The sequence below is a fragment of the Streptomyces albidicamelliae genome (genome assembly GCF_025642175.1).
Lineage (GTDB): Bacteria > Actinomycetota > Actinomycetes > Streptomycetales > Streptomycetaceae > Streptomyces > Streptomyces albidocamelliae.
This window is the reverse complement of the sequence record NZ_CP106795.1, coordinates 701,599-724,501: the sequence shown is the minus strand read 5'-3', so window position 1 is coordinate 724,501 and position 22,903 is coordinate 701,599. Positions and strand designations below refer to the sequence as shown.

Annotated in this window: 26 protein-coding genes and 2 pseudogenes; 17 read left to right on the top strand and 11 right to left on the bottom strand. The window is 72.6% G+C overall.

Features of this window, described 5'->3' with window-relative positions; all coding sequences use genetic code 11:
• Nucleotides 1-28 precede the first annotated feature (28 nt).
• Entirely contained in the window at nucleotides 29-679 is a 651-nt protein-coding gene (locus tag N8I86_RS39210) for a TetR/AcrR family transcriptional regulator (protein WP_404830777.1), read from the top strand.
• 305 nt (nucleotides 680-984) lie between these two features.
• On the opposite strand, the gene N8I86_RS03580 is transcribed toward N8I86_RS39210, so the two are convergent.
• Nucleotides 985-2,169, bottom strand: coding sequence for an alkane 1-monooxygenase (locus N8I86_RS03580; RefSeq protein ID WP_263277077.1), 1,185 nt, complete (start codon nucleotides 2,167-2,169; stop codon nucleotides 985-987).
• Nucleotides 2,170-2,691: 522 nt separating this feature from the next.
• Here N8I86_RS03580 and N8I86_RS03575 point away from each other — a divergent pair.
• The 3 genes from N8I86_RS03575 (at nucleotide 2,692) to N8I86_RS03565 (ending at nucleotide 5,093) form a co-directional block, all read left to right on the top strand.
• Complete coding sequence (locus N8I86_RS03575) at nucleotides 2,692-3,099, top strand: TipAS antibiotic-recognition domain-containing protein (RefSeq protein ID WP_073895481.1); 408 nt, start codon at nucleotides 2,692-2,694, stop codon at nucleotides 3,097-3,099.
• Between the two features lie 400 nt (nucleotides 3,100-3,499).
• Nucleotides 3,500-4,141, top strand: coding sequence for a mycothiol-dependent nitroreductase Rv2466c family protein (locus N8I86_RS03570; RefSeq protein ID WP_263277076.1), 642 nt, complete (start codon nucleotides 3,500-3,502; stop codon nucleotides 4,139-4,141).
• A gap of 247 nt (nucleotides 4,142-4,388) precedes the next feature.
• Nucleotides 4,389-5,093, top strand: coding sequence for an adenosylcobinamide amidohydrolase (locus N8I86_RS03565; protein WP_263277075.1), 705 nt, complete (start codon nucleotides 4,389-4,391; stop codon nucleotides 5,091-5,093).
• A gap of 44 nt (nucleotides 5,094-5,137) precedes the next feature.
• On the opposite strand, the gene N8I86_RS03560 is transcribed toward N8I86_RS03565, so the two are convergent.
• Nucleotides 5,138-5,278, bottom strand: a complete 141-nt coding sequence (locus tag N8I86_RS03560; protein WP_263277074.1) for a hypothetical protein — start codon at nucleotides 5,276-5,278, stop codon at nucleotides 5,138-5,140.
• 1,230 nt (nucleotides 5,279-6,508) lie between these two features.
• Here N8I86_RS03560 and N8I86_RS03550 point away from each other — a divergent pair.
• Nucleotides 6,509-6,928: a CBS domain-containing protein gene (locus tag N8I86_RS03550; protein ID WP_263277073.1), complete on the top strand. Its 420-nt coding sequence runs from the start codon at nucleotides 6,509-6,511 to the stop codon at nucleotides 6,926-6,928.
• A gap of 619 nt (nucleotides 6,929-7,547) precedes the next feature.
• Here N8I86_RS03550 and N8I86_RS03540 read toward each other — a convergent pair.
• From N8I86_RS03540 to N8I86_RS03520, 5 genes are all read right to left on the bottom strand, one after another.
• Nucleotides 7,548-8,156, bottom strand: a complete 609-nt coding sequence (locus N8I86_RS03540) for an alkaline shock response membrane anchor protein AmaP (protein WP_263277072.1) — start codon at nucleotides 8,154-8,156, stop codon at nucleotides 7,548-7,550.
• 25 nt (nucleotides 8,157-8,181) lie between these two features.
• Nucleotides 8,182-8,652 carry a DUF6286 domain-containing protein gene (locus N8I86_RS03535; protein ID WP_263277071.1) on the bottom strand — a complete coding sequence of 157 codons (471 nt, stop codon included), beginning with the start codon at nucleotides 8,650-8,652 and terminating at the stop codon, nucleotides 8,182-8,184.
• A gap of 194 nt (nucleotides 8,653-8,846) precedes the next feature.
• A complete protein-coding gene (locus N8I86_RS03530; RefSeq protein ID WP_263277070.1) occupies nucleotides 8,847-9,260 on the bottom strand; it encodes an Asp23/Gls24 family envelope stress response protein in 414 nt (137 codons plus the stop codon).
• Nucleotides 9,257-9,427, bottom strand: coding sequence for a hypothetical protein (locus N8I86_RS03525; RefSeq protein ID WP_158075336.1), 171 nt, complete (start codon nucleotides 9,425-9,427; stop codon nucleotides 9,257-9,259). Before N8I86_RS03525 ends, N8I86_RS03530 begins: the two co-directional genes overlap by 4 nt.
• Nucleotides 9,428-9,509: 82 nt before the next feature.
• Nucleotides 9,510-9,992, bottom strand: a complete 483-nt coding sequence (locus N8I86_RS03520; RefSeq protein WP_263277069.1) for an Asp23/Gls24 family envelope stress response protein — start codon at nucleotides 9,990-9,992, stop codon at nucleotides 9,510-9,512.
• 157 nt (nucleotides 9,993-10,149) lie between these two features.
• On the opposite strand from N8I86_RS03520, the gene N8I86_RS03515 reads away from it, so the two are divergent.
• The 7 genes from N8I86_RS03515 to N8I86_RS03485 all read left to right on the top strand — a co-directional run bounded on the left by N8I86_RS03515 (nucleotide 10,150) and on the right by N8I86_RS03485 (nucleotide 15,039).
• The gene (locus tag N8I86_RS03515; RefSeq protein WP_073895499.1) at nucleotides 10,150-10,725 is read left to right on the top strand and encodes an RNA polymerase sigma factor; all 576 of its coding nucleotides are present in this window, start codon (nucleotides 10,150-10,152) and stop codon (nucleotides 10,723-10,725) included.
• On the top strand, nucleotides 10,716-11,333 hold the full coding sequence (locus tag N8I86_RS03510; RefSeq protein WP_263277068.1) for an Asp23/Gls24 family envelope stress response protein: 618 nt from the start codon (nucleotides 10,716-10,718) through the stop codon (nucleotides 11,331-11,333). The genes N8I86_RS03515 and N8I86_RS03510 overlap by 10 nt, the downstream gene beginning before the upstream one ends.
• 35 nt (nucleotides 11,334-11,368) lie before the next feature.
• Nucleotides 11,369-11,755, top strand: coding sequence for an Asp23/Gls24 family envelope stress response protein (locus tag N8I86_RS03505; RefSeq protein WP_263277067.1), 387 nt, complete (start codon nucleotides 11,369-11,371; stop codon nucleotides 11,753-11,755).
• Between the two features lie 156 nt (nucleotides 11,756-11,911).
• Nucleotides 11,912-12,136 carry a hypothetical protein gene (locus N8I86_RS03500; RefSeq protein ID WP_263277066.1) on the top strand — a complete coding sequence of 75 codons (225 nt, stop codon included), beginning with the start codon at nucleotides 11,912-11,914 and terminating at the stop codon, nucleotides 12,134-12,136.
• Between the two features lie 466 nt (nucleotides 12,137-12,602).
• Nucleotides 12,603-13,046 carry a large conductance mechanosensitive channel protein MscL gene (mscL, locus tag N8I86_RS03495; RefSeq protein ID WP_073895501.1) on the top strand — a complete coding sequence of 148 codons (444 nt, stop codon included), beginning with the start codon at nucleotides 12,603-12,605 and terminating at the stop codon, nucleotides 13,044-13,046.
• Nucleotides 13,047-13,800: 754 nt separating this feature from the next.
• Nucleotides 13,801-14,328: a molybdenum cofactor biosysynthesis protein gene (locus tag N8I86_RS03490; RefSeq protein ID WP_073895503.1), complete on the top strand. Its 528-nt coding sequence runs from the start codon at nucleotides 13,801-13,803 to the stop codon at nucleotides 14,326-14,328.
• Nucleotides 14,329-14,376: 48 nt separating this feature from the next.
• Nucleotides 14,377-15,039, top strand: a complete 663-nt coding sequence (locus N8I86_RS03485; protein ID WP_263277065.1) for a hypothetical protein — start codon at nucleotides 14,377-14,379, stop codon at nucleotides 15,037-15,039.
• Nucleotides 15,040-15,050: 11 nt separating this feature from the next.
• Here N8I86_RS03485 and N8I86_RS03480 read toward each other — a convergent pair whose 3' ends face one another.
• Both N8I86_RS03480 and N8I86_RS03475 read right to left on the bottom strand, forming a co-directional pair.
• Nucleotides 15,051-16,184: an FUSC family protein gene (locus N8I86_RS03480; protein ID WP_241841044.1), complete on the bottom strand. Its 1,134-nt coding sequence runs from the start codon at nucleotides 16,182-16,184 to the stop codon at nucleotides 15,051-15,053.
• A gap of 93 nt (nucleotides 16,185-16,277) precedes the next feature.
• Nucleotides 16,278-17,399, bottom strand: a complete 1,122-nt coding sequence (locus N8I86_RS03475; protein WP_263277064.1) for an AI-2E family transporter — start codon at nucleotides 17,397-17,399, stop codon at nucleotides 16,278-16,280.
• Nucleotides 17,400-17,659: 260 nt separating this feature from the next.
• Between N8I86_RS03475 and N8I86_RS03470 the strand changes: the two genes are divergently transcribed.
• A complete protein-coding gene (locus N8I86_RS03470; RefSeq protein WP_158075337.1) occupies nucleotides 17,660-17,809 on the top strand; it encodes a hypothetical protein in 150 nt (49 codons plus the stop codon).
• A gap of 155 nt (nucleotides 17,810-17,964) precedes the next feature.
• Here the strand turns inward: N8I86_RS03470 and N8I86_RS03465 are convergent, their stop codons facing one another.
• Both N8I86_RS03465 and N8I86_RS03460 read right to left on the bottom strand, forming a co-directional pair.
• Complete coding sequence (locus tag N8I86_RS03465) at nucleotides 17,965-18,396, bottom strand: DUF2267 domain-containing protein (protein ID WP_263277063.1); 432 nt, start codon at nucleotides 18,394-18,396, stop codon at nucleotides 17,965-17,967.
• Between the two features lie 252 nt (nucleotides 18,397-18,648).
• Nucleotides 18,649-19,140 (bottom strand): DUF1360 domain-containing protein, encoded by a 492-nt coding sequence (locus N8I86_RS03460; RefSeq protein ID WP_073895513.1) that lies wholly within the window; start codon nucleotides 19,138-19,140, stop codon nucleotides 18,649-18,651.
• Between the two features lie 227 nt (nucleotides 19,141-19,367).
• Here N8I86_RS03460 and N8I86_RS03455 point away from each other — a divergent pair.
• The 4 genes and pseudogenes from N8I86_RS03455 to N8I86_RS03440 all read left to right on the top strand — a co-directional run bounded on the left by N8I86_RS03455 (nucleotide 19,368) and on the right by N8I86_RS03440 (nucleotide 22,867).
• Nucleotides 19,368-19,894, top strand: a pseudogene (locus N8I86_RS03455) (hypothetical protein).
• A gap of 236 nt (nucleotides 19,895-20,130) precedes the next feature.
• The gene (locus tag N8I86_RS03450; RefSeq protein WP_073895515.1) at nucleotides 20,131-20,499 is read left to right on the top strand and encodes a hypothetical protein; all 369 of its coding nucleotides are present in this window, start codon (nucleotides 20,131-20,133) and stop codon (nucleotides 20,497-20,499) included.
• A gap of 66 nt (nucleotides 20,500-20,565) precedes the next feature.
• Nucleotides 20,566-22,292 (top strand): annotated as a pseudogene (locus N8I86_RS03445) (hydrogenase maturation protein).
• Nucleotides 22,289-22,867 carry a hydrogenase maturation protease gene (locus N8I86_RS03440; protein WP_263277062.1) on the top strand — a complete coding sequence of 193 codons (579 nt, stop codon included), beginning with the start codon at nucleotides 22,289-22,291 and terminating at the stop codon, nucleotides 22,865-22,867. The pseudogene N8I86_RS03445 and the gene N8I86_RS03440 overlap by 4 nt, the downstream one beginning before the upstream one ends.
• Nucleotides 22,868-22,903 lie beyond the last annotated feature (36 nt).

Here is a 22,903-nt window from a genome sequence, read left to right as displayed (position 1 = left end):
GCGAACGGGCGTGTCGCAAGCTGACCGCATGCGATCCGAACTGCCTCACCCAGGCGCCCGGCCCACGACTGAACAACCGCCGGACCCGCCTCGCGTGGCCTGGCGCAGACAGATGCGCGCGCGGGTACTGGAGGAAGCCTGGCAGCTCGCCTCAGAGGCTGGGTGGGACCGGGTACGCGTGGCCGATCTCGCCCAGCGCGCGGAGGTTTCCCGTCCCTCCATCTACGCTGAGTTCGGTGATCGTGCCGGGATCGGCACTGCTCTGGTGCACCGGGAGACGGAGCGTTTCCTCCTGGGAGTCGCCGAAGTGCTGGCTGATCACCGTGACGATGTTGCCGCTGCCCTGGAAGCCGGCGTGGATCACGCCCTGGCCGAAGCGGCGCGCAACCCTTTCATACGGGCCGTGGTGACCGCGGCCCGTGGGGGCACCGATGCGCTGTTGCCCTTCCTCACCAGTCGGCCCGAACCGGTCTTCTCCCAGGCGTGGCGCCTCGTGGCCGCCTGGCTCGACGAGGTCGTACCAGGGGTATCGAAAGACCGCCGTAATGATGCTGCCGACATAGTCGTTCGGCTGGCCGTCAGTCACATGCTGCTGCCCGGGCCGGATCCCGGCGAGGCATCTGTCCGAGTGGCACGGGTGGCTTGCGCGATCCTGAGGACGGCCTGCGGGGGCGAGTGACGAACCCTGCCCACCGACACACGGGAAGAGCGCCGCCACCCGGAGTAGCCGCCGTGAAGGCAGGTTGACGGGTCGAGAGGAGGGAGCCCAGTGCGCGAGCGGGTCACCATGACCGCCTGTCGCCATGGCGGCCGGAGCACTGTCCGCCACGGACTCGTACGTGCTCTCCACGTGGGGACCGCGTTCGTCCGCACGACCCTCAAGTGGGGAGTCATGGACAGGGCGCAGCGCGGTCACGTGCGCCCTGTCAGGCGTCGGAGGAAGAACCGAGCCCGCTGTTCGCCGCCTGCACAAGGGTGGCCCGGTCAGGGTCGGGTCGGTGCACCGCCGGGCGAGCCCTCGGCGCCTCTGACCTGCCGACCGCGCAGCGCGGGACACAGGTTCGCCCGTTGGGCGTCCCCCGAGTAATGGGCGAGCAGCCTCGGGTCCATCACCCGTCGCCACAACGGGGGGAACCAGGCGAGCACGATCATCGTGGCGTAGCCGGAGGGCAGCTGAGGTGCCTCGTCGAAGTGGCGCAGGGTCTGATAACGGCGCAGCGGATTGGCGTGATGGTCGGAATGGCGCTGAAGCTGGAACAGGAAGAGGTTGCTGATGGTGTTGTCGCTGTTCCAGCTGTGCTGGGGCGACACCCGTTCGTAGCGACCGTCCGGACGGCGCTGGCGCAACAAGCCGTAGTGCTCCAGGTAGTTCACCGTTTCGAGGAGGCAGAAGCCAAGAATTCCCTGGAGTACCAGGTAGGGCAGAACTGCCCAGCCGAACACCGCGCCGAGCGCGCCGTACAGCGCGACAGTGATGGCCCACGCGCTCAGGACGTCGTTGTGCCGGCTCCAGACCGGGCGCCCGCGTCGACCGAGTCGGCGCCGCTCCAGGTGCCAGGCGGAACGGATGCTGCCCAGCACGGCGCGGGGGAGGAAGCGCCAGAAACTCTCTCCCATGCGCGAGCTCGCCGGATCCTCGGGAGTAGCGACCCGGATGTGGTGTCCGTGATTGTGCTCGACGTAGAAGTGGCCGTAGCAGCTCTGGGCCAGAGCCACGCGGCTCAGTCGGCGTTCCGCCTGCTCCCGCTTGTGGCCGAGTTCGTGTGCAGTATTGATGGCCACGCCCGCCACCACTCCGGTGGTGGCGGCCAGCCCCAGGTTTCCTGAAGGGGACAGTGCGCCGTGGGCCCACACACTGCAAGCCCACACGAGGGCACCGTACTGCAGCGGCAGGTAGAGATAGGTGCACCAGCGGTAGTAGCGATCGTCTTCCAGCGCCTTCATCAGGGCCTCGGGCGGATTGGCGCTGTCCCGTCCTATGACGTGGTCGAAGCCCGGGACGAGCACGAACGCGAAGAACGGACCCCACCACCAGAAGACGCTGAGCCCAGTCAGCGCGGCCAGCGCACCCGCTTGAAACGGGAGCGTGGGCACAGCCAGCGCGAGGAGCCAGAGGTAGCGCTTGGAGTCCCGCCGACCAGGGGCTTCATTCTGAGTTGGGTATGCCACCAATCCTCCTCCTTCACAAGTGCACGCTCCCGCCGACCCCGCCCGGGTATCGGCGGAAGCGTGCTTGGGGGGAGTTCCGAGAGTGCCACCGTCGTCGTTCACAGACAAAGGGTGCTCTGTGTAAACGTTCTGACACAACGTCAAATGCTGGTTTCACCTCTCAGGCCGACCGGAGGGAGAACGCGGTGGCCTGATCCAGTGCTGCCCGTTGACAGAACCTCGGGACATCAATAGTGCCGCGCTGAGCGGTCGCGCAGCAGTCGGGCCCAGAGCCGGCTGGGTACTGGCCTCCAACTGGACACGGTGCCGGCCGAGTTCGTTCTGCCACGCATGGTCGCTGCGGGAATCCGGGCCGCGCGGTCGAGCGGCTGGACGGTCCAAGAAATGGTTTGCCGACCCGGTGGCTGTGTGTCACCGTTCGGTCTGGACCGGCAGTTGATCATCAGCGGCCGGCCGATGTCGCCATGTCGGCGGCCTCTCAGGGATTGACCGGAGAGGTGACGAAACGATGGGAACCGGTGCGTGGGGAACAGTTACGAGGACGAGTGTCGCCGGTCGTTGGCCGAGGAGCAGGCGAAGAGTCTTGCCGGGACCAATAACTGGGAACATGTGGACAGGGAGCGGGTCCACCAGGACTGGGACGTCCTGTACCGGGAGATCACGGCTTTCCTGGACGGCGGCTCCCTGCCGGGGGACCAGAAGATCCAGGAGCTCGTCCGCAGGCACTTCGACATCGTCAGCCGGTTCTACACCCCCTCCCGGGAGGCTTACGTCGGCATGTCGCTCTTCTACGCCGAGGACGAGGCCATGAGGGCGTTCCATGATTCCTACCACCCCGGGATGGTGGAGTTCCTGGGTGCCGCGATCAGGGTGTTCGCCGAGCAGGGGAGCGGGTTCGCCCCCAGCGCAGGGGCCGAGGCTTCGGCATAGTCGGGCGACACGAAAGACCGTCAGCGTCCAGCAGGGTTTGAAGCGTCGGCCCAGCCCTGCGTTCTGACCGGCGAATCGAGAACGGCAGCGGCACTCGACCGCCGCGTAGGACGTTGATCGCTTGGGCCACGGCGGCGAAGTACGCGATGTGCGACGCTCCATGCAAAGTCCGCGTCGGGTGCCGTGGCTGCAACGCCCCGCTCGGCCGTTCCAGGCCCGGCGAGGCGTCGGCCCGCCCGGGCACCACCAAGGCGTGACAAGCTGATCGGGCTGACTGCCTCGCGGGTCCTACCCGGCTTGTCGGCGCTGAAGGTGGGGCGGCGCAGTGGGGAAGTGGACCAGGGAATATGATGGTAAGTGGGCCGTGACCATGGTCCGCCCGCAAACTAGCGTCGCCGGTATGACGCACTGCGACACCCGTACCGGCACCTCTCCCACCCCGACCCGGATCGACTTCGCCTTCGATCCGGCCTGTCCCTTCGCCTGGATAACCTCCCGCTGGCTGCTGGAGGTCGAGCCACTGCGTCCGATCGATCTCCGCTTCCATGTGATGAGCCTGTACCTGCACAACACCGGCAATGACCTCCCGGACTGGTACCGGGACCTGGTCGACCGCTCGATCGGTCCGGTACGCGTCGCCGTGGCCGCCGCCGAACGGCACGGGGAGCAGGTGCTGCGCGACCTTTACACCGCCCTCGGGACCCGCATCCACGACGGCGGGAACGGGGACTTCGACCTGGTTGTCGCCGAGGCGCTGGCGGAACTGGGGCTCCCCGCCAACCTTTCCGCAGCCGCTCAGGACCCCGCGTACGACGACGCCGTGCGCCGCAGTCACGCGGCCTGGACCGAGCCGGAATCGGGCGGCTATGTGGGCACACCCACGCTGCACATCGACGGAGCTGTGTGGTTCGGACCCGTGCTGCGCGCCGTGCCCCGCGGCGCCGACGCGGCGGAGCTCTTCGACGCCTTCCGGGTGCTGGCCCGGCACCCCGACCTCTTCGAGCTCAAACGTACTCGTACCGGCCGCCTCTGCTTCGACTGAGCCCGGGGCCGGTTGGCCGGTAAGTCCCGTTCCGGGAGCAGATGGTACTGGGGCGGACCGTCCGCCCGCGCAAGCACGTGTCATGCGCCGGTAGATCCGCGGTGGTCCGTAGGTATCCGCGGTCACGGGCGACGGCGACGCAAGAGTCCTGCCGCAGCAAGAGCGCGGGCAGCTTAGCGCGGCCCTGTCATTGCGTACTTGCGTATGATCACCCGGTTCCATCGCCTCCTACGAGGAGTTCTGCCCGGTGACCGTAATACCGCCGCCACCCGGCACCACCGGCGTGCTGCCGTTCGAGTTGCTGGGCCGCGCCGAGCACGGCGAGCATCTGCACGCCCTGCTGTGGCGAGCAGGAAGTGGCTGGCGGATGATCAGCAGCGCTGTCTTGGGTGGCGGCATCGGAAAGCGGGCCTGGGTCTTGAACGCTCAGGTCTCCCACGGCTATCGCCGCACCGACCCCGCATGCCACCTTGCCGAACTGGCCGGCGACGCGGGCGCGGATGGCCCGGGAGTAGGTCTGATGACTGCCGCCGATGTTCGGGAGCACGGCCGAGCGCACGACGGGGGTGTCGAAGCGGTCGCCACCGCGGGGCTCGGCGTTCGCGGCTGGGCTGCCGCCCCAGCAGGGGGCTCGGCCACGCCGGCGGCGCCCGGCACGATCAACATCATCGCCGCTCTTCCGGTGGCGCTGACCGACGCAGCGTTGGTCAACGCGGTCATCACCGCCACGGAAGCCAAGGTGCAGGCGCTGTTGGACACCAACTACGACTGCTCCGGGACGCCGACCGATGCGGTCTGCATCGCCGCGCGCGTTCCGGAATCCGGCGAGGAGATGGAGGCGTTCGCTGGGCCCCGATCGCTGTGGGGCGCCAGACTGGCCCGGGCCGTTCACGAAGCTGTACGCATAGCGGCCTCCCCTGGCCCGCACGGCGTCCGGCTGACCAACGGCTGACGCACGGGCGGCAGGGGGCCCAGGGTGTGGGATCAGCGATGTCCTCACAGCCGGCGTTCCTGGATCGGGCGGTCGTTGCGGGGCTGGTCCGCGGTGGCGATGGTGTGGACGACCTGCGGGCCAGGGGCGTCGGCGACTGAGGTACGAGCGGGGATCACCGAGCCCGACAGCGGTCGCGTCCCCAAGGCGTGCGCATTTCACCCGGGGCGGTGTCCACTGCGGACCAAGCCGGCCCTCACCTGGGCTGCGTCATCGTCCAGGTCTTCTCGGGACCGCTCCTCCCCGGGCGGGAGCCGATACTGTCGGCGTTTGCCCGCGTCGGCGGCCGCTGCGGCCCGGGTGATCGGACGCATGACTGGCCGCGAAGTTGGTAACCCGGCCCCGTGGCGACAGCAGTCACCTGGTCCGGGCCCCCCGGTCCGGCAGTGTGCCGGGGGACCCCCGCGGGGCTGGGCGGCTACGGGCCGCCTTGTTCACACACCCGGCGAGCGACCCCGCGGAGCTTGATGTTGGGGTGGGACTTGCTGCCCGGGCCCCGCTGCGGTCCGGTTCCGAGCCGGCAGTGCGCCATACCGCGTGGGCCGAACGGGCTGTCTCGGCGCCGGGCGGATCCGCACACCCACGGGCGTGGGTGTGGGCGTTTCCGCTTTTCGCGCGCTGCGTGCGACGAGCGGATGAGGGAACTGTGGAAAGCAGTCGACAGCCGCAGGTGTGGCGGCATGGAAAGACGGCTGGCCCGCCGCGCGCCGTACGTCCAGGGGCCCTCGCCTGAAGCAAGCAGCGGGTCCGCCGAGAGCTGTCTGCCGGGCTCGCTGCTCTGCGCCGTGTGCACGGGCCTGCCGCCCGGTACGGCCCGGCGAGTCTTCCGGGGGCATCGAAACGCAGCCTCACCTGTGCCGTCCTCCGTAGCCGTTGTCCGGCGTGGCTGATTCTGCGGGTGGCCCGGTCGCTCGCGGCTGGACGTGTGCGGCCGGATGCCGGCTGATGGGAGGTTGAAGTCATGGTCGAGCGTTCCGCGCGTGTGGAGGCCCCCTGCGGTTCCGGGGAGCGTCGTGTGTGTCTCGGTGATGAGGTCCTGGGCACGGCGCATTCACTGCACGAGCTGACTCTGCTCCTGCGGGAGGCCGGTCTGGTGGGCGGGGACGAGCTGGATGTTGCCGAGGCTGACCTCATCGAGTGGCACGGCGGTGGCCCGGAGGTGTGGCCGTGCCAGGGCGGTGGACCGAATTGCTGGAGCGCGCCGGGTGAGCTGCGTTACCTGGTCCGGGACCCGAGACGCGCCTGATCGAGAGGAAGGAGGTGCGTGGCCGCTCTCGGTCATCGGATTCTGTGCCCACCGGGTGCAGTGAGGCCATGGGTCGGGTACCCGGCGGGCGTAGCCAGGGGGCACCAGCTCTCAACCTGAGGGAGGAGTCATGACTCAGCATGTGCGGGACATCATGACCAGCCGGCTGGTGACGGTGGAGCCGCAGGCGTCGGTGACAGCCGTGGCGCAGAAGATGCGCGACGAGGACATCGGAATCGTCCTTGTCACCGAGGGCGACGATCTGCGAGGTCTGGTCAGCGACCGCGACCTCGTGGTGCGTGCGCTCGCCGAGGGCGGCGACCCGGATGAGAGGACCGTGGCCTCCGCCTGCAGTGACGATCTCGTCACCGTCACCCCGGACGAGGACCTCGATCATGCGGTGGAGCTGATGCGTGAGCATTCCGTCCGCCGCCTTCCGGTCGTCGAGGAGGGCCATGCCGTCGGCGTCATCTCCATCGGCGACCTTGCGATCGAACGAGATGCACGCTCGGCACTCGGCGACATCAGCGCCGCCAAGCCCAACCTGTAGGACACCCGGTACAGCGCGGGGAACGCCGGCAGCTGCTCGGGGCGTACTTCCCGCGCGTGAAGCCAGGGCCCGGTCCAGCCACCGGGCCCCGGCTGCGTGAACGTGGCATCCCGGCATGGCGGGCTGCTCACGTACGTGGTGGTCGAGGCGGTGGAAGAAGGGGCTGGGAACCTGTCGCCCGCACCGGCACCAAGGCGTGGCGCCGCCGGCCTGGAGGCACTCGACTGCTACAGCACCCTCTCTCTGGACATGGAGCTCTCCAAGGCCGACGACAGCCCCACCTTCGCCGACACCCTGGCCACAACGGACCGGTCCGACGGCGTCATCCTCGACCGCGAGGCCGCCAAATGCGTGTCTCCCGGATCATCAGCCGCAGCTGCGCCCGCATCCGCGACGAGGCGTCGGACGCCCTCCGGCGCTCGCTCCCCGCGGTGACACACAAAGCGATTCAGCGCCCGCTGCCTGCACGCAGACCCTTCTGTCGCGCGACGCATGCCTCCGCCCTCCTGCCCGAACATCCCTGTCCGGGCGTCGGCCCCAGGGCCTGTCGTTTGGATCATGCCGGCGGTCGCGGGGCAAGGCACCGTGAGCCAGGCCGGCCTGATCCCAACGACAGGCCCTAGGCCACGCGACGGGCCTTGTGGTGAGCGACGCGCACGCGGGTCTCGGCGAACAGGTCGTCGTGGCCGGTGGACCGGCGGGCGTTGTCCAGGGGCCCTTCGTCGAGGGCCGTGAGAGCGGTGTCAGGTGCTGTCACCGGTGTGAGGGTGAGCGTGATGTCGGCCAGCGGGCGTGCCGGGCGCCCGGTGAGACGGACCTTCGCCCGGTCGATGCCCGGCAGGGCTCCGGCTTCTGCCGCAATGGCGTCGCTGAGCGCGCCGTGGCCGAGTTCCACGCCTTGCTCGGCGTGGTCTGTGCCGACAGGAACCCGAGAGGGGCGGCGCCGGCGGAGCTGGGCGAGCAGCCACCACAGGGCGAGCAGGGCGATGAGGGTGAGCGCGGCGATGACCGCGGGCCACCACCACCAGCCCTGACTGCTCCAGCGGGACCGGTCACCAGATCCGAGGAGGACGTCAGCGGGGGCGGTCAGCGGCCAGCCGGCGGGCGGTGTCAGGTCCAAACGCCCGTACAGGTCGAGTCCGGCAGCGATGATCAGCAGGCCGCCGCCGAGCAGGATCAGACCGGTGACGGCCAACAGGACGCGGTTGAGAACGGGTTGCGGCGTCATGGCACGCTCCGGTGCGGAGTGCTCATCAGGGGATCCGCTGACGGACGCGGACGACGATCCGCGGGGGATGGGAGAGAGCGAGCCGGTCGCGTTCGTCGTCGAGGACTGCGGCGAGGTCGGCCTTGACCTGCCGCGGGTCGCGGAAGTGGACATCGGTGCGTGCCAGGATGCGGTGCCGGCGCACGCGGATGCGCGCCGTCCGCACACCGGGCACACGCAGCGCGGCATCACGCAGGAGTACGGCGGCGCCGTCCCGGTCCAGCTGGGCCCGCTGCTTTGCGGGGGAGCGCATCGGCAGCAGATGCCGCAGGCCCGGGGTGAGCGCCACCATGAGCAGCCACAGGCCGATGACGGCCGCGAGGGCGGCTCCGGTGAGCATCCACCTGTCGTCCACGGGGCGGGTGGCAAGGGCGGCGGCCAGCTCCCGTCGCCAGGCTGCTGCCCGGCGTCCCGCTCGTACGGCGACGACGTCGACCAGCGCCGCGCCTGCCGCCACAAAGATCACACATGCGGCCGCGGCTGCCGGGAGCCGGCGCGCCGACCATGGGCGGCGGGTAGTGCGTCGGCTGTCCGGACCGGCTGGTCCTCTCTCGGGTGGCGACGCGTGGCCTGCCGGCCCGGCAGGACCCGGGGTGTGGTTCATGCGGTCCTCCTTCGCCGACGCCGTGCCGGGTGGCGGAGCGCGGTCGTTCACCGCACCCGCCTGCGGCCAGGACCAGGGGCCGTCAGCAGCCGCCTTATGGTGAGGGTGACCTCGTCTACGCGCATCCCGGTCAGCTGGGCCACACGGTCGCCGACGTCGTGCTGTATCTGCTCGCAGACGCGCGCGAGGTCGGTGGGGTAGGGCAGGTCCACGGCCAGGCGCAGGCGGACCGCACCGGCCTGGCTGACCACGGAGGCGCTGGGCGCCGCCCCCGGGTCCCTGTCCTGCGGTACGGCCGCGCGGTTCTGCTGCGCCACACGGCCGGCCTCCGCGGCGATCCGGCCGACGACCTTGTCGGGAATGATGGTCGCCCCCCGCTCGGCCGGTGGCGGCAGAGCGGAAGGGGGGTGGCGGCCGGCCCGGTCTCCCGGGGGGACGACGGGTTCGGGCAGGGTGTTCATCGTTGCCTCCGCGTTCGGAGGTCCAGGTCGCCCTGCAGGACCAGGCCGGCGATCAGGCCGGCCGCGCCCAGGACCAGGACCAGCAGGAAGGCCCAGAAGCCGCCGAAGAATCCGGCGAAGCCCAGCGCCATGCCGGCGGCGAGGCCCGTGGTGGCTGTGTTGTTCATGACTCACTCACCCTTCTCCGGCGCGCGCCTGCCGCCGCCGAGTCATCGTCCGCACCAGGGGGGAGGCGATGGCTCGGGCGGGTCACCTCACGCGCCCCTCCTGGTCGTCGGACTCTTCTTCCTCGTCGGGCAGATGGACGTCGTCGACGGCGATGTTCACCTCGACGACCTGCAGCCCGGTCATCCGCTCCACCGCGGTGATCACGTTGGTACGCACGTCGGCGGCGATGTCGACGATGGAGACGCCGTACTCGACGACGACGTCGAGGTCCACCGCGGTCTGCCTCTCGCCGACCTCGACCTTCACTCCCTGGGTGACACCGCCGCCCGTGCCCGGGACCCGCTCGCGCACCGCGCCCAGCGCCCGGGCCATCCCACCGCCGAGCTTGTGAATGCCCGGAACCTCGCGGGCGGCCATACCGGCGATCTTGGCCACCACGCTGTCCGCGATCGTGGTCCTGCCCCGAGTCTCCGCTGGAGCTCCCGCTCCGGTCCTGCCCTGCAAAGCGCTTTCGTTCCCACCGGCCTGGCCGTTTCGGCCGGTGGCCGTGCTGTTGTCCGTCATGGCGGATCGCCTCGATCGGTCGTCGTGCCTCCGCGCGAGGCCCGTCAAGAGGATTGGACGACCCGGCGGCACACTCCTCACACCTCATTAGTGTGACGTGCGTCACATTGCATGGGGTGGGTAGGCGACAGTCCCGGAAGCCGTGAACCGAGGCGGCATGAACGTGCGCACTGGACCTGCCCCGCAGGAGAGCGATCCGCCGGACGGTGTGCTGACCGTGCGGGCCGCCGAGGGGGACGAGGACGCTTTCGCCGTCCTCGTCCGCCGCCACAGCCGCCCGCTTCTCACTCTGGCGTACTACATGCTGGGCAACGCCCAGGACGCCGAAGACGCCGTCCAGGACGCCTTCGTCAGCGCCTGGCGGCGCCTGCCGGAGTACCAGCACCGGGCGGAGTTCCACACCTGGATGTACCGGATCACCGTCAACCGCTGCCTGACCATGCGCCGACGCCGACGACCCACCTTCCCGCTGGACGCCGCTTCGGAGCCCGCGCCGGACAACGACTGGAATTCGCCCGCCCGGGCCGCCGAGCAGGACGCGGCCGCAGCCGCACTGGCCTGCGCACTCGGCGAACTGGAAGCCGGCCAGCGGCTGTGCTGGATCCTTCGAGAACTGCAAGGCCTGCCCTACGAGGAGATCGCTCATCTGACACATAGCAGTGAGCCCACGGTGCGCGGCAGACTGTTCAGGGCGCGCCAACTGCTGAAGGAGGCGATGGCCCCATGGCGGTAGACGACCCCCTCGCGAGGGACGAGGAACTGACCTGCGGCCGACTGCTCAGCCAGGTCTGGGACCAGGCGCTCCAACCGTCACCCGTCCAGGACCCGCACACGACGACGTGTCCCTTCTGCCGCGAGGCCGTCGCGTCCCTGGCCACGCTCAAGGCGGCGACACGGGCTCTGAGAGGCCGAGCACCCGCCCGTCTGCAGGCACTCACCGACCGCGTCATGACCGTCGTCAACGCCGAGGTCCGGCTCGGACGGCTGCTGCCCCTGGCCGACCCGGACCGGGACCTGCGCATAGCCGAAAGCGCCGCGGCGAAAGTGCTGCGCCGAGCCGCCGACGACATCCCCGGCGTCAAGGCCGCCACCTGCCGGCTGACTCCCGCAGAAGACGATGACGGAACCAAGCGGGTGGCGGTGACGCTGACCGTCGTCGCGGGCCTGGACCGCCCGCTGCCGAACCGCATCGACGAGGTACGCCGGTCGGTCCTGTACGCCGCTGAGCGCACCATCGGTCTGCGGGTGGCGGCCGTCGACGTCACCGTGACCGACCTCTTGGACCCCTCCCCGCCCACCGGCCCCACCGGATCCGGGCCGCACACTCCCGGCGGTACGTGATGGGCGGTACCCGCACGGCTGCTCTTCTGTCCGCAGTGACAGAGGCGGCACTCGCGGTCCCCGGCGTGGCGGGCCTGCAGCCCCGCCTCGTCCATCGCCTCACCGAGGCAGTCTCGCCCGTGCTGCCGCAGACCCTCGCCGAGCACACACCATCCCCGGCAGGCGTACGCGCCGTGCATGCGCCAGACGGCTCGGGATGGCGCATCGAGGTGCGTTGCGCGGTGGTCGAGGACAACCGCGTACTGGACACCGCCCGCAATATCCACGAGCGGGTTCGCTCCGCCGTCCTGGCCCATCTCGCCGAGCACAACGCCGAGGAAGCGGTGGCCGTCACCGTCACCGTGATCCGTATCGCGAGCCCGCCCCCGCGAGCGAGTGCCTCACGGGCTGTGACCAGCCCATGGGGTGCCTCGCTCGACTGAGGACGAAGCGCACCGCCACTCCGGTTCACCTGAAGAGCCACTCGCCGAGAGAGGTAGGCCGCCGGGGGCAGTCCGCACACTGCCACCCACCCGTACGACGCGCGCCGGCTGTCTGGGCTTTCGGCACGACACGACCGGTGCAGACGGCGCCGCCGCGTGATCCTGCACGTCGACCGCGTCCGGCTCCAGGAGGCCGCGCAGCAGTACCTCCGGGCCGACCCGGACGGCACCGACTGGGGAGTCCTCGCGGTCGCCGTCGCCCGGCACGCCGATGAGGCCATGGGGACCGCCGTGTACCCGGAGGCGCACCACCGGGCCGCCGCGCTCCTTCACCTTCTCGTGCGCATTCCGGCGCTGGAGCCTCCTTGGCATCGACGGTGACCGTCAGGCCCAAGGAGGCCGTCGCCCTCGCCTCCCGGGTCCGTGACGGGCTCGGCGTGCGCGACCTGGCCGCCGAGATCCGCAGGGACTGGACCGCCTGACCCCTCAGAATGGCCGGCCCGTCGGCGAGCGACCGAGCCGACACCTGTCGGCGGCCGCCGACGCGGTACTGCGGCAGTGCGTAAAGCGCCGACTGCCCGGGGCGGCGGGCTGTCGGGATGCGAGGTGTGGGGCGTGTCATGACGCTCCGGCGGACTTGCTCGTCCACGTGGCACACCGTTTCGCACCTGAGGACGGGCTGCGACGTGTCGTGCGCCGTGGCGGGCGGCTTCTGCGGCGCGCGATCACCGCGCCGCGCGGCGGAGTCGGCATGGGCGAGGGGTGGCAGGGCATCCGAGGTGAAGGGCGGGTTGAGCGTGCTTTCGGTGCCGCCCGTCGACGTCAAGAGCCTCTTAGGAGTGAGAAGGTGAAAGGCTTCCGCAGCTTCATCCTGCGCGGCAACGTGGTCGACCTGGCCGTCGGCATCGTCATCGGGGCAGCGTTCACCGCCGTGGTGAATGGCTTCGTCAGCGCCTTCCTGACCCCCATCGTCGGGCTGGCCACCGGCGCCACCGGCGACATGAGCCGCAAGACTTTCACCGTGGGCGCCGTCAAGTTCCCCTACGGCGCCTTCGTCAACGCGGCGATCAGCTTCCTCCTTCTCGCCGGCGCCCTGTACTTCCTCGTCGTGCTCCCGATCAACAAGCTCCACGAACGCCTCGCCCCGCACCAGGACGTCCAGGCCCCCAAGCGGGACTGCCCCGAATGCCTCAGTCCCGTACCCGCCCAGGCCCGACGCTGCGCCTCCTGCACCGTCTCCCTGCCCGCCGTACCCGCTCAGGCCGGGGAGACCACCCAGCGCGCCGGGTGACCCGACGGCCATGGCCGGGCCTGAGTCGCCGGGCCCGTCGCGGGGCACGTCCGTGATGAGAGGGGCGTGCAGGAGGTCGTCGGTGAAGCCGGTGGCCTGGAGGAACGGGCGCGGGCCCTTGCGTTGCCGTCCGCGCCTCGTGTCCGTATCTGTGGGAAGCCAGTGGGATTTCTCCGTCCGCACCAGTCTGACGGGGAGCCAACTGGCTCGGAATCGTGACGGCCAGTGACACGGTTCCCGCGGCTGCTCACCCTCGGCCTGCTGTGCGTGGCGGCGGCGGTCTGCCTGGCCGGGCAGGCCCTCACCCGATCCGGGCCGCCGTCCCGCGCACCACGCCCCTGCCCGGCTGGGCGAAGCCGCCGCTCGCGGTGCTCGGTTCCGCCTGGCTCGGCATCGGCACCGGACTGCTCGTGCGGCCCGGATTCTGGGCCGACTTCGTCCCCTGGCACACCAGCCGCTTAGACGCGCAGGCCCTAGGTGTCCGGGCCGTCGCCCTGGGCGTGGGCGTCCTCGGCTCCCTGGCACGAGGACGACCTCGACCGCACCCGCGCGGCTCTGCTGTCCCTTCCCAGCACGGCCCTGGCCATGACCGTGGTGCCGGCCTCCCGGCCCCCACGTCGACTGGACCTCCGGGCCCGGGCTCAGCCTGGCCGCCATGGTGGCCGGACTGCTGGCGGCCGGGGCGAGCGGCCACTTCCTGGTGCGGGCCGCCACCGGCGGCCGGGTCCTGGGGAAGGACGGTTAGGCTCGAAGCGTGCCGCACGTCGAAATCCTCCAGCTGCTGGTCTCCCCGGTGCACCGGCTGGCGGGCCGGCCCGGCGGCGGCCTGCCCGAGCTGCCGCCCGGCGAGCTGGTCGGCACCGCCGAGGTGCGGGCGGGACTGGGCATCGTCGGGGACCGGTACTTCAACCACCCGGCCCACCGCAACGCGTCGATCACCCTCATGGCCGCCGAACGCATCCCGCAGCCGGGCCCGCACGAGGCGGACCTGCTGCGGACCCGGCGCAACGTCCTGCTGCGCGGCGTCGACATCGACGCCTACATCGGTGCGACCGTCTTCCTCGACTGCGGCTCCGGACCGGTCGACCTGGCGGTGCGCAGCGCGGCCCGGCCGTGCGCCTGGATGGACACCACCGTCGGCCCCGGCGCGCAGCGCGCCCTGCGTGGCGGTGGGGGAGTCCGCTGCCGGCCGCTGACCGACGGCGTCCTCGCCGTGGGGCCGGCCGTGTTCGGCGTACGGGAACCGGCCCCGGCCCCGGGGACACGACGCACGAGCGGATGAGTACGGCTACTCAGGCGCCGCGTTCCCTCGGTTCGCGAAGCTGAGGGCATGACAACGCCTTCCCCGCCGACGTACCCGCCCCGCCCGGACTCCGCCCCTCGGCCCACGCCTTCCCGGGCGAGGCGCGCGTGGGTCGGCGGGGGCGTGGGGCTGCTCCTCGTCGTCGCGTGCGGTGCCGCGGCGCTCTGGTCGACCCGCGGCGGGGAGTCCGGCCCGCTGGCGGGCCGCCCCCGGGTCACGGACACCCGGGCCGGCCTCTCCTACGGCGTCCCGGACGGCTGGAAGCACGACCCGGCCAAGGACCGCGACCTGATCGACGCCTTCTCCTCGCAGATCACGCGGATCCCCGGCACGGACCACGGCGCGGCCGCCACCACCGGTGCCACCGTGCTCGCGGGCCGCGCGGGCCGGCCGGTGTCCCGCGCCGACCTGCGCCGCACCACGGAGGCCGCCGCCCGCTCCAACGCCGAGTTCTTCTTCCCGGACCGGCCGGCCACCCTGGAGGACTCGCACACCACGACCGTCGACGGCCGGCCGGCGCACACCGCCGTCCTGCGCGTCACCGGCGACACCGGCGGGCGGCTGGAGATGACCCTGCTGACCGCCCCCGGCGGCCGCACCACCTTCCTGCTGGGTGTCGTCACCGGCGAGCCGGACCCGGCGCTCGTCGAGGACCTCCACGACGTCCTCGCCTCCACCACCGTCGACTGAGCCGCCCGGGGTCAGGCCCCCGAGGCGATCAGCCGGTCGGCCAGCCGGTGGGCCTGTGCGAGCAGCGCGCCGTAGGTGGCGAGCTCGTCGGGGTCGCCCGTCGCGGAGCGGGCCAGGTCCCGGCGCAGGTCCTGCAGCGTGGCGCGCAGGTCCGTCACGGCGTCGCGCAGTTCGTCCTCGCACCGGTCGCCGAACCGGCGGTGACTGTAGGCCCGCAGGGCGCGGGCGGACCGGTACAGGAACTCCGCGTAGTGGCGCGCGAGTTCCGGGTGCGGGCGGCGCGCTGGACGGTCCTCGGCGGCGGCCTCCAGCACCGTCCGGGTGACCCCCGCGGTGTGCACCGCGGCGTAGTCCAGCACCAGGACGGCGTCGTCGTACTCCTTGCCCACCGGCGGGACGGGGCCCCGGTGGCGGTGCCGCAGGTTGCCGCGCAGGCTCTCCCGGCTCCACTCGACCGTCGCGTGCGCCTGCTCCACCAGCCGGTGCAGCCGCAGGGCCCGTTCGTGCCAGGCGCCGGCCTCCTCGGTGTCCCAGCGGTCCTCCGCCAGCCCGTCCGCCACCGCCCGCAGGATGTCGTGGGCCTCCTCGGCAGCGTCCTGGAGCACGGCCTGGCTGTCCCGCAGGTACAGCGGCGGCCGGATGAGCGCGTTCACGGCGATGCCGACGACCGCCCCGAACAGGGCCTCGCCGAGCCGGGCGGCGGAGGTGGTGACCGTGACGGCGCCGTTGGTCAGGACGAACAGGGCGCCGGTGGCCGCGTAGATGCCCTGGCTGCCCAGCCGGCCCCACTGGCCCAACAGCAGGGCAAGGGGCAGCACCACCGCCATCGCGACGACCGTGTCGTGCACCAGCAGCCCGACCGCGGTGGCCACGACCGTGCCCGCCGCGATCGCCGCCAGCTGCTGGAGTCCGTGCGCGATCGACCGGTACACGGTCGACTCCACCAGGACGACCGCCACCCACGGCGCGACGAACGCCACCGGGGCGTGCAGCCACCAGCCCGCCACCGCCCAGGCCAGCCAGGCGGCCAGGGCCGCCTTCGCCGCCTGGACGACCAGATCCCGCTCCCGGCACGGGCCCGCCCAGGCCCGGCCCACACCGCGCGCCGCGGCCGTCACATCACGCCACAGCGCCTGTCCACTCACTCGTATCCCACGCACACCGCCCCGGGTGCCACCGAGCGCTCCCCTCCATGCAGGGTTCCTGCACAGGAGGGGCGCGGTTGCGGCACGCCACCGTCACGGAGGCGCCGAGCGCAGGGCGCTCAGCACCGCCCAGACCACGGAGACGAACGGGACGGCCACCACGGCGCCGATGACGCCGGCGAGGACGCTGCCCCCGATCACCGACACCGCGACGACCAGCGGGTGCAGGCGCACCGCCCAGCTCAGCACCAGCGGATGCAGCACATGTCCTTCGAGCTGGCCGATCACGACGATGAGCACCAGCACGGCCAGCGCCGTGAGCGGCCCCCGCCCCGCCAGCGCGACGATCGTGGCGACCCCGAGCGCCACCGGCGAACCCACGAGCGGGATGAAGGCGGCGAAGAACTCCAGCAGGGCCAGCGGCAGCGCGAGCGGTACCCGGAGCACGAGCAGGGCCACCCCCACCAGCACGGCGTTGGTGGCGGCGACGATGATGATGCCGCGCGTGTACCCGGCGAAGGTCCGCCAGGCCGCCCTCCCGGCCCGGTCCCAGCGGTTTCGGGCTCCGCTCGGCAGCAAGTGGTCGCGCGCCCAGGCCCACAGCCGCTCGCCGGAATGCAGGAAGAAGACCGAGGCGAACAGCGCGAGCACCGCCCCCGTGGCCAACTCGACCACCCGGCCGAGACCGCTGACGGCGTTGCTGAGCAGGTCCGACCGGTGCGCGGAGACGTAGTGCGTCAGCTGCTGCTGCAGATCGGAGAGCTTGCCGGGCCCGAGCCGGAACGGCGGCCCCTGCAGCCACTGCTCGATCCGGTGCACACCGCCGCGGAAGTCGCCCGCCAGCCGGGCCGACTCGCCCGCCACCGCGTTGCCCACGAGGGCGAGCAGCGCGAACAGCACCATCAGACTGCCGATCAGGGCCACGGCGACACTCAGCGACCTGGGCAGCACCCGGTTGATCAGGTCCGTCGGCGGGCGCAGGACGGACGTCACGACCAGCGCGAGGAACAGGGCCACGGCGATGAGCTGGAAGCGGCCGAGGACGCTGAAGACGCCGTAGACGACGATGCCGACGAGGATGAGCCGCCACGAGTAGGCGGCGGCGATCCGCAGCCACGGCACCGTCCGCTCGGCCCGCGGCACCGGCGGCTCGGCTCGGGGTGGAACGGGAAGCCGTACGGAGTGCCCGGGCCGGCTGCCCAGCACCGGGCCCACCGCCGGACGTCCACCTCCGGCCCCCGCCGCCCGCCGACGCGCATCGCCCACCGCTGCTCCCGCCTGCTCGCCCTCCCGGGACGCTCCGTCACCTCCCGAGAACCGTAAGCACAGGGCGGGGCCGGGGGCCCGTGGTGTGCGCCCGCGCGGGTGCAGGTCGGCGCGGGCCGCTCCCGCACAGGAACTTCACAACGGCCGGGGGTGGCGATGCGTGGTCAGGGCACTCGGAGGGCCTAGTCGGCACGGAGGGAGTGCCTCCCGTGACAGTCATCGCGGTTCTGCTGCTTCCCGTCCTCGGCATCCTGCTGTACGGACTGGACCAGGTCGAGGACCGGTGGGTCGTCCGGCCCCCGAGGTCCCGGCACGCGCGCCCCCGCCGGCGCCACCGCATGAAGGCGGGCCGCCCCTAGTCGACCGGCCCGGCCGCCCCGACCGGCCCGGCCGCCCCGACCGGCCTAGCCGCCGGGCCGCGGGGGTGTCCGGTCGCCCGGCCGGGCCGAGCGAGGCTCGCCCAGCCCGGCGTCGCTCAGCCCGCCCAGCCCGGCGTAGCTCGGCCCGGCGTCGCTCAGCCCAGCTCCTCGGTGGCCCGTTCCGTCGGCAGCAGTACGCGGATGTCCGCGGGCAGCGCGCCCGCCATCCGCTCGGTCAGCTCGGGGGCGAGTGCGGCGTCGAGCACCTCCAGCACCGCGGCGGCCTCCTCCAGCGCGGTGTCCTCGTCGGTGCCCGCCCGGTCGGCGATGCGCCCGGCGAAGGCGGTCAGCCCGAACCGTTCACCGGCCGTACCGGAGTCGGCCCCCGCGGCGTCCGCGGCGTCGGCCGCCTCCCGCATCGCCGCCCCCATGTCGGGCGGCAGCTGGGCGGCCACATGGCGGGCCAGTCCGGACGGCAGCCGTTCCGACAGTGTGCTCACGACCGCGTGGGCGGCCCGCTCGGCAGAACCCCGGTCGGGCAGGTGGGCGAGCATCTGCACCTTTCCGATCATCTCGTCGTGATGCATGAGGCCGGTCCCTTCGTCAGGAGGTCCTCGTGGCGCGATACGTCCAGAATCCCGCCGGACAGCCCTCTCCGCGCGGCGCGTCCGGCCCTCTCCGGGTCGGCCGGGAGGGGGCGCGCCGACCGAGTACCCCCGGGGCCGCGTGGCGTCGCACCGAGGGCCGGAGCACTTCTCCACCGGCCTTCGAGTGCCCCGCCCGCCGTGTCCGGGACCGGGTTCTCCGGCGGCGACCCGCCGCAAGGCGCCCGGCGCCGCTCAGTCCTCGGCCGTCTGCTGCGTCCACGTCCACGCGTACTGCAGCCAGTCCGCCACCGTCACGGCGCCGAGCCCCGCGCAGACCAGGCGGGTGAGCCGCGGAGACGCCGTGTAGGAGGCGACCAGGGCACCGGCGGCCCACGCCGCCGTACAGAACGGGCAGGACACCAGGTCGCCGACGGCACGCCGGAACCCGCTGCCCCGCGGTTCGTCCAGGACCTCGCTCGCCTCGCCCTCGCCCGCGCGGCGCGTGAACGGCGCCCGGACGAAACTGGTGATCTTGTCCCGGGTCAGCACCCGCGACGCCTTGTACGTCCCCGCGCCCAGCAGCGCGACGTCCCACGGCGGCACGTCCTCCGGCAGCCGTACGCCCCGGCGCCGGGCCAGCACCGCGAAGGTGCCGACGCTCGCCGCGAACACGGAGGCGAGGGCGGCATAACCTCCCAGCGGGACATCGCCCTGGTCGTCGTACTGTGCGGTCGCCGTCGTCATGAGACCTCCCGGACCTCCTCGTCGCACGGCCCTGCCACGGGCGCGCCCCGAGTTCCCCGGGGCGAGGGGGCGACACGTGGCCCGGCGGCCCGCGCACGCACGGGCGCGAGGCCGGCACGTGGGCGATGCCACATATGACCTGGTTCGCACCCCCTCCCAGGCGGAGCGGGCGGCGGGCTACCGTGGCGTGCAGCCCTTGTCCCCTCGCCCCTCCGGACGGCCCGGCCTTGCTGAACGACCTGTCCTCCCTCATCGCCGCGACGGCACGCTGGCTGACGGTCTCCTACCCGTCGTCGGGCGGCGCGCTGGCCTCCGCCCTGTGCGAGGCGCAGGCCCGTCAGGCGGTGACCGTCGCCGCCTGGCTGCGGTACCCGACCGAGATCGACGCGGCCCTCGTCACCATGGCCGGACCGGGTGGCGCCGACCGCCTCGACTGGGTCACCGGAGCCGAGCAGCGCGGCGCCCTGCCGGCCGAGGACTGGGCCTGGCGCACCTGGGTGGACGAGGTCGTGGCCAGCTGGGCGGCCGGCCTGCTCACCGACCCGGAGCTGGCCGGGCTCGCCGTCGACGCCCTCGCCGCGGGCGAGCACCCTCGGCCGGCCCGGCCGAGTTCCGGCGCCTGGTCGACCCCGACGACGGGGACCGCCGCGCCGCCGCGCTGCTGCGCCACCCCGACCTCCTCGCCCCCGTGACCGACCTGCACCACGGGCAGCTGCTCGACCGGCTCGGCCGGGGCCGCGCCCTCGCTGCCTGACCGTCATCCCGCGGTACGCGACCCCGGCGCCGTAGACACCGGGGCGCGAACGGCGGACCCGGGCGTCGGACGTCCGGGGGCGCCGGAACCGGCCCCCTCACGCGGACGCGCCGTACGGCGGGCTGCGCATCCGGATGCGGACGCGGGCCGGGCGCGCCCGTGCGAGTCCCGTACCCGGCCCCTACGCCGCCCGGACGGCGGCCGACGGGCCGGCCGCCGAGGGGTAAGGCTCGGCCATGACGTTCAAGAATCCCGTGCACCGCGGTGGCACGCGCCGCGGCCGGTTCGAGCAGTTCGCCGAGTACGCCTCCAACTTCACCAGCTCCCCGGCCTTCTTCGCCTTCTGCCTGCTCCTCGTCGGCTTCTTCGTCGCGGCCCACGCCGCGCACCTGCGGCTGGAGGTGCTGCTGCTCGCCGGCGAGTCCATGACCGCGGTGACCCTGCTGCTCCTCGCCCTGCTCAAGAACGCCGAGATGCGGGCCGAGCACGCCATCCAGCGCAAGCTCGACGCGATCGCCGGGGCCCTGCTCGCGGCACACCCGGAGGTGCGGAGCCAGGCGTTCGAGGACCTGCGCCATGCGATCCGGATGGAGGAAGAGACCTGAGCGGCACGGGCGAAACGCCGCCGGGGTTCTTCCGGGCATCCGGAACAGGGACGAACATGCCGTGTCATGGACATTCTGCTCGTCGCCAGCGCGTTCAACAGCCTCACCCAGCGCCTGTACGCCGAACTCTCGGACCACGGGCACCACGTGGATGTCATCCTCGCCTCGCACGGCCCCGACCCGGTCCGCGCCGCCGTCCGCGAACTGCGGCCGGACCTGGTCGTCGCGCCGATGCTCAGGACCGCCCTGCCGGAGGACGTCTGGCGGGAGCACACCTGCCTGATCGTGCACCCGGGGCCGCCCGGTGACCGCGGCCCCTCCTCCCTGGACTGGGCCATCGCCGAAGAGGCACCCCGATGGGGCGTGACCGTGCTCCAGGCCGAGGCCGCGATGGACGCCGGCCCGATCTGGGCGGCCGAGCCCTTCCCCGCACCGCCGGTCGGCAAGAGCGACCTCTACCGCAACGAAGCCTCCGACGCCGCCGTCACCGCCGTCCTGACCGCCGTACGGCACTACGCCGAAGGCGCCCACAAGCCCCTCCCGCAGAGCCACGAGTCCGTAGATGTCGTCTGGCGCGACGCCTTCCGGCAGGACCGGCGGCGCATCGACTGGGCGCACGACGACACCGCGACCGTGCTGCGCAAGCTCCGCGGCGCCGACTCCCAGCCGGGCGTCCTGGACGAAATCCTCGGCCGGGAGATGTTCCTGCACGGCGGCCACCCGGAGGACCGGCTGCGCGGCCGCCCCGGCGACCTGCTCGCCCAGCGCGCCGGCGCCGTCTGCCGCGCCACCCGGGACGGCGCCGTCTGGATCCCGGAACTGCGCCCGCGCAAGAAGTCCGGCGACCCCGCCCCCTTCCGCCGCCCGGCCGCCGCCGTCCTCGCCGACCTCACGGGCGAGCGCGTCCCGCGGCTCACGGAGGACCCGGTCCCCTTCGAACTGCCCGCAGGCCGGCACACCTGGACCGACATCCGCTACCGGCAGCACGGCGAGGTCGGCTTCCTCGGCTTCTCGTTCCCCGGCGGCGCGATGAGCACCCTGCACTGCCGGCGGCTGCTCGCCGCGTACGAGTACGCGCTCAGCCGCCCCACCCGGGTCCTCGTGCTCGGCGGCGCGCGCGACTTCTTCTCCAACGGCATCCACCTGAACGTCATCGAGGCCGCCCTGGACCCGGCCCGGGAGTCGTGGGCCAACCTCAACGCCATGGACGACCTCGTCGAGGCGGTGCTGCGCACCACCGACCGGCTCGTCGTGGCCGCCCTCGCCGGGAACGCCGCCGCGGGCGGCGCCATGCTGGCCCTCGCCGCCGATCAGGTCTGGTGCCGCACCGGCACCGTCCTCAACCCGCACTACCGGCGCATGGGCCTGTACGGCTCGGAGTTCTGGACGTACTCCCTGCCCCGCCGGGTCGGCCCCGAGCAGGCCGAGCGGCTGACCACCGAGGCCCTGCCGGTCAGCGCCGCGACCGCCGAACGGCTCGGACTCGCCGACCGCCTCGTACCGGCCGCGCCGCGGACTTCGCCGCCGAGGTGGAGCGACTCGCCGCCGGCCTGGCCGCCGCGCCCGACCTGGACCGGCAGATCACCGCCAAGGCGGCCGCCCGCGCCGCCGACGAACGGGAACGCCCCCTCGCCGACCACCGGAAGGCCGAGATGGCCCGCATGCACCACATCTTCTTCGACCCCATGGCCGAGTACCACACCCTGCGCTCGGCCTTCGTCCGCAAGACGCCCAGCGGTTCGGCACGCCCCCTCGACCTCCCCCTCGACCTCCCGCTCGGGAACGTCCGATGACGCCCCGGCTGCTGGTCGCCGGCGTCGGCAACATCTTCCTCGCCGACGACGCGTTCGGACCCGAGGTGATCCGCGCCCTCGAACACCGCCCGCTGCCGCCCGAGGCCCGCGTGCACGACTACGGCATCCGCGGCATGGACCTCGCCTACGCCCTGCTGGACGGCTACCCCACCGCCCTCCTGATCGACGCCGCCCGGCGCGGGCACCCGCCCGGCACCCTCACCCTGATCGAGGCCGAACCCCCCGACGGCACCGTCCCGCCCGAGGCCCACGGCATGGACCCGGCGAAGGTCCTCGCCCTGGCCACGCACCTGGGCGACGAGCCCCTGCCCCGGGTCCTGGTGCTGGCCTGCGAACCCGAGGTGCTGCCGAGCGACGACGACCTCCTGCCCGGCCTCAGCGCACCGGTGCGGGCAGCCGTCGACCGGGCCGTGGACGCGCTCCACTCACTGGTGCCCGCTCTGCTGGCCGACCCCGCCGGACCCCTGCCCCCGTTGGGCCGCCCGGTGGAATCCGGCACCCCGCGCCCGGCTGCGCTGCCCGGCACCGCGCCCGGCGGCGCCCAGAATCGGTGAGCCCCGGGCCGCACGCGACGCGGCCCGGACCCCGTC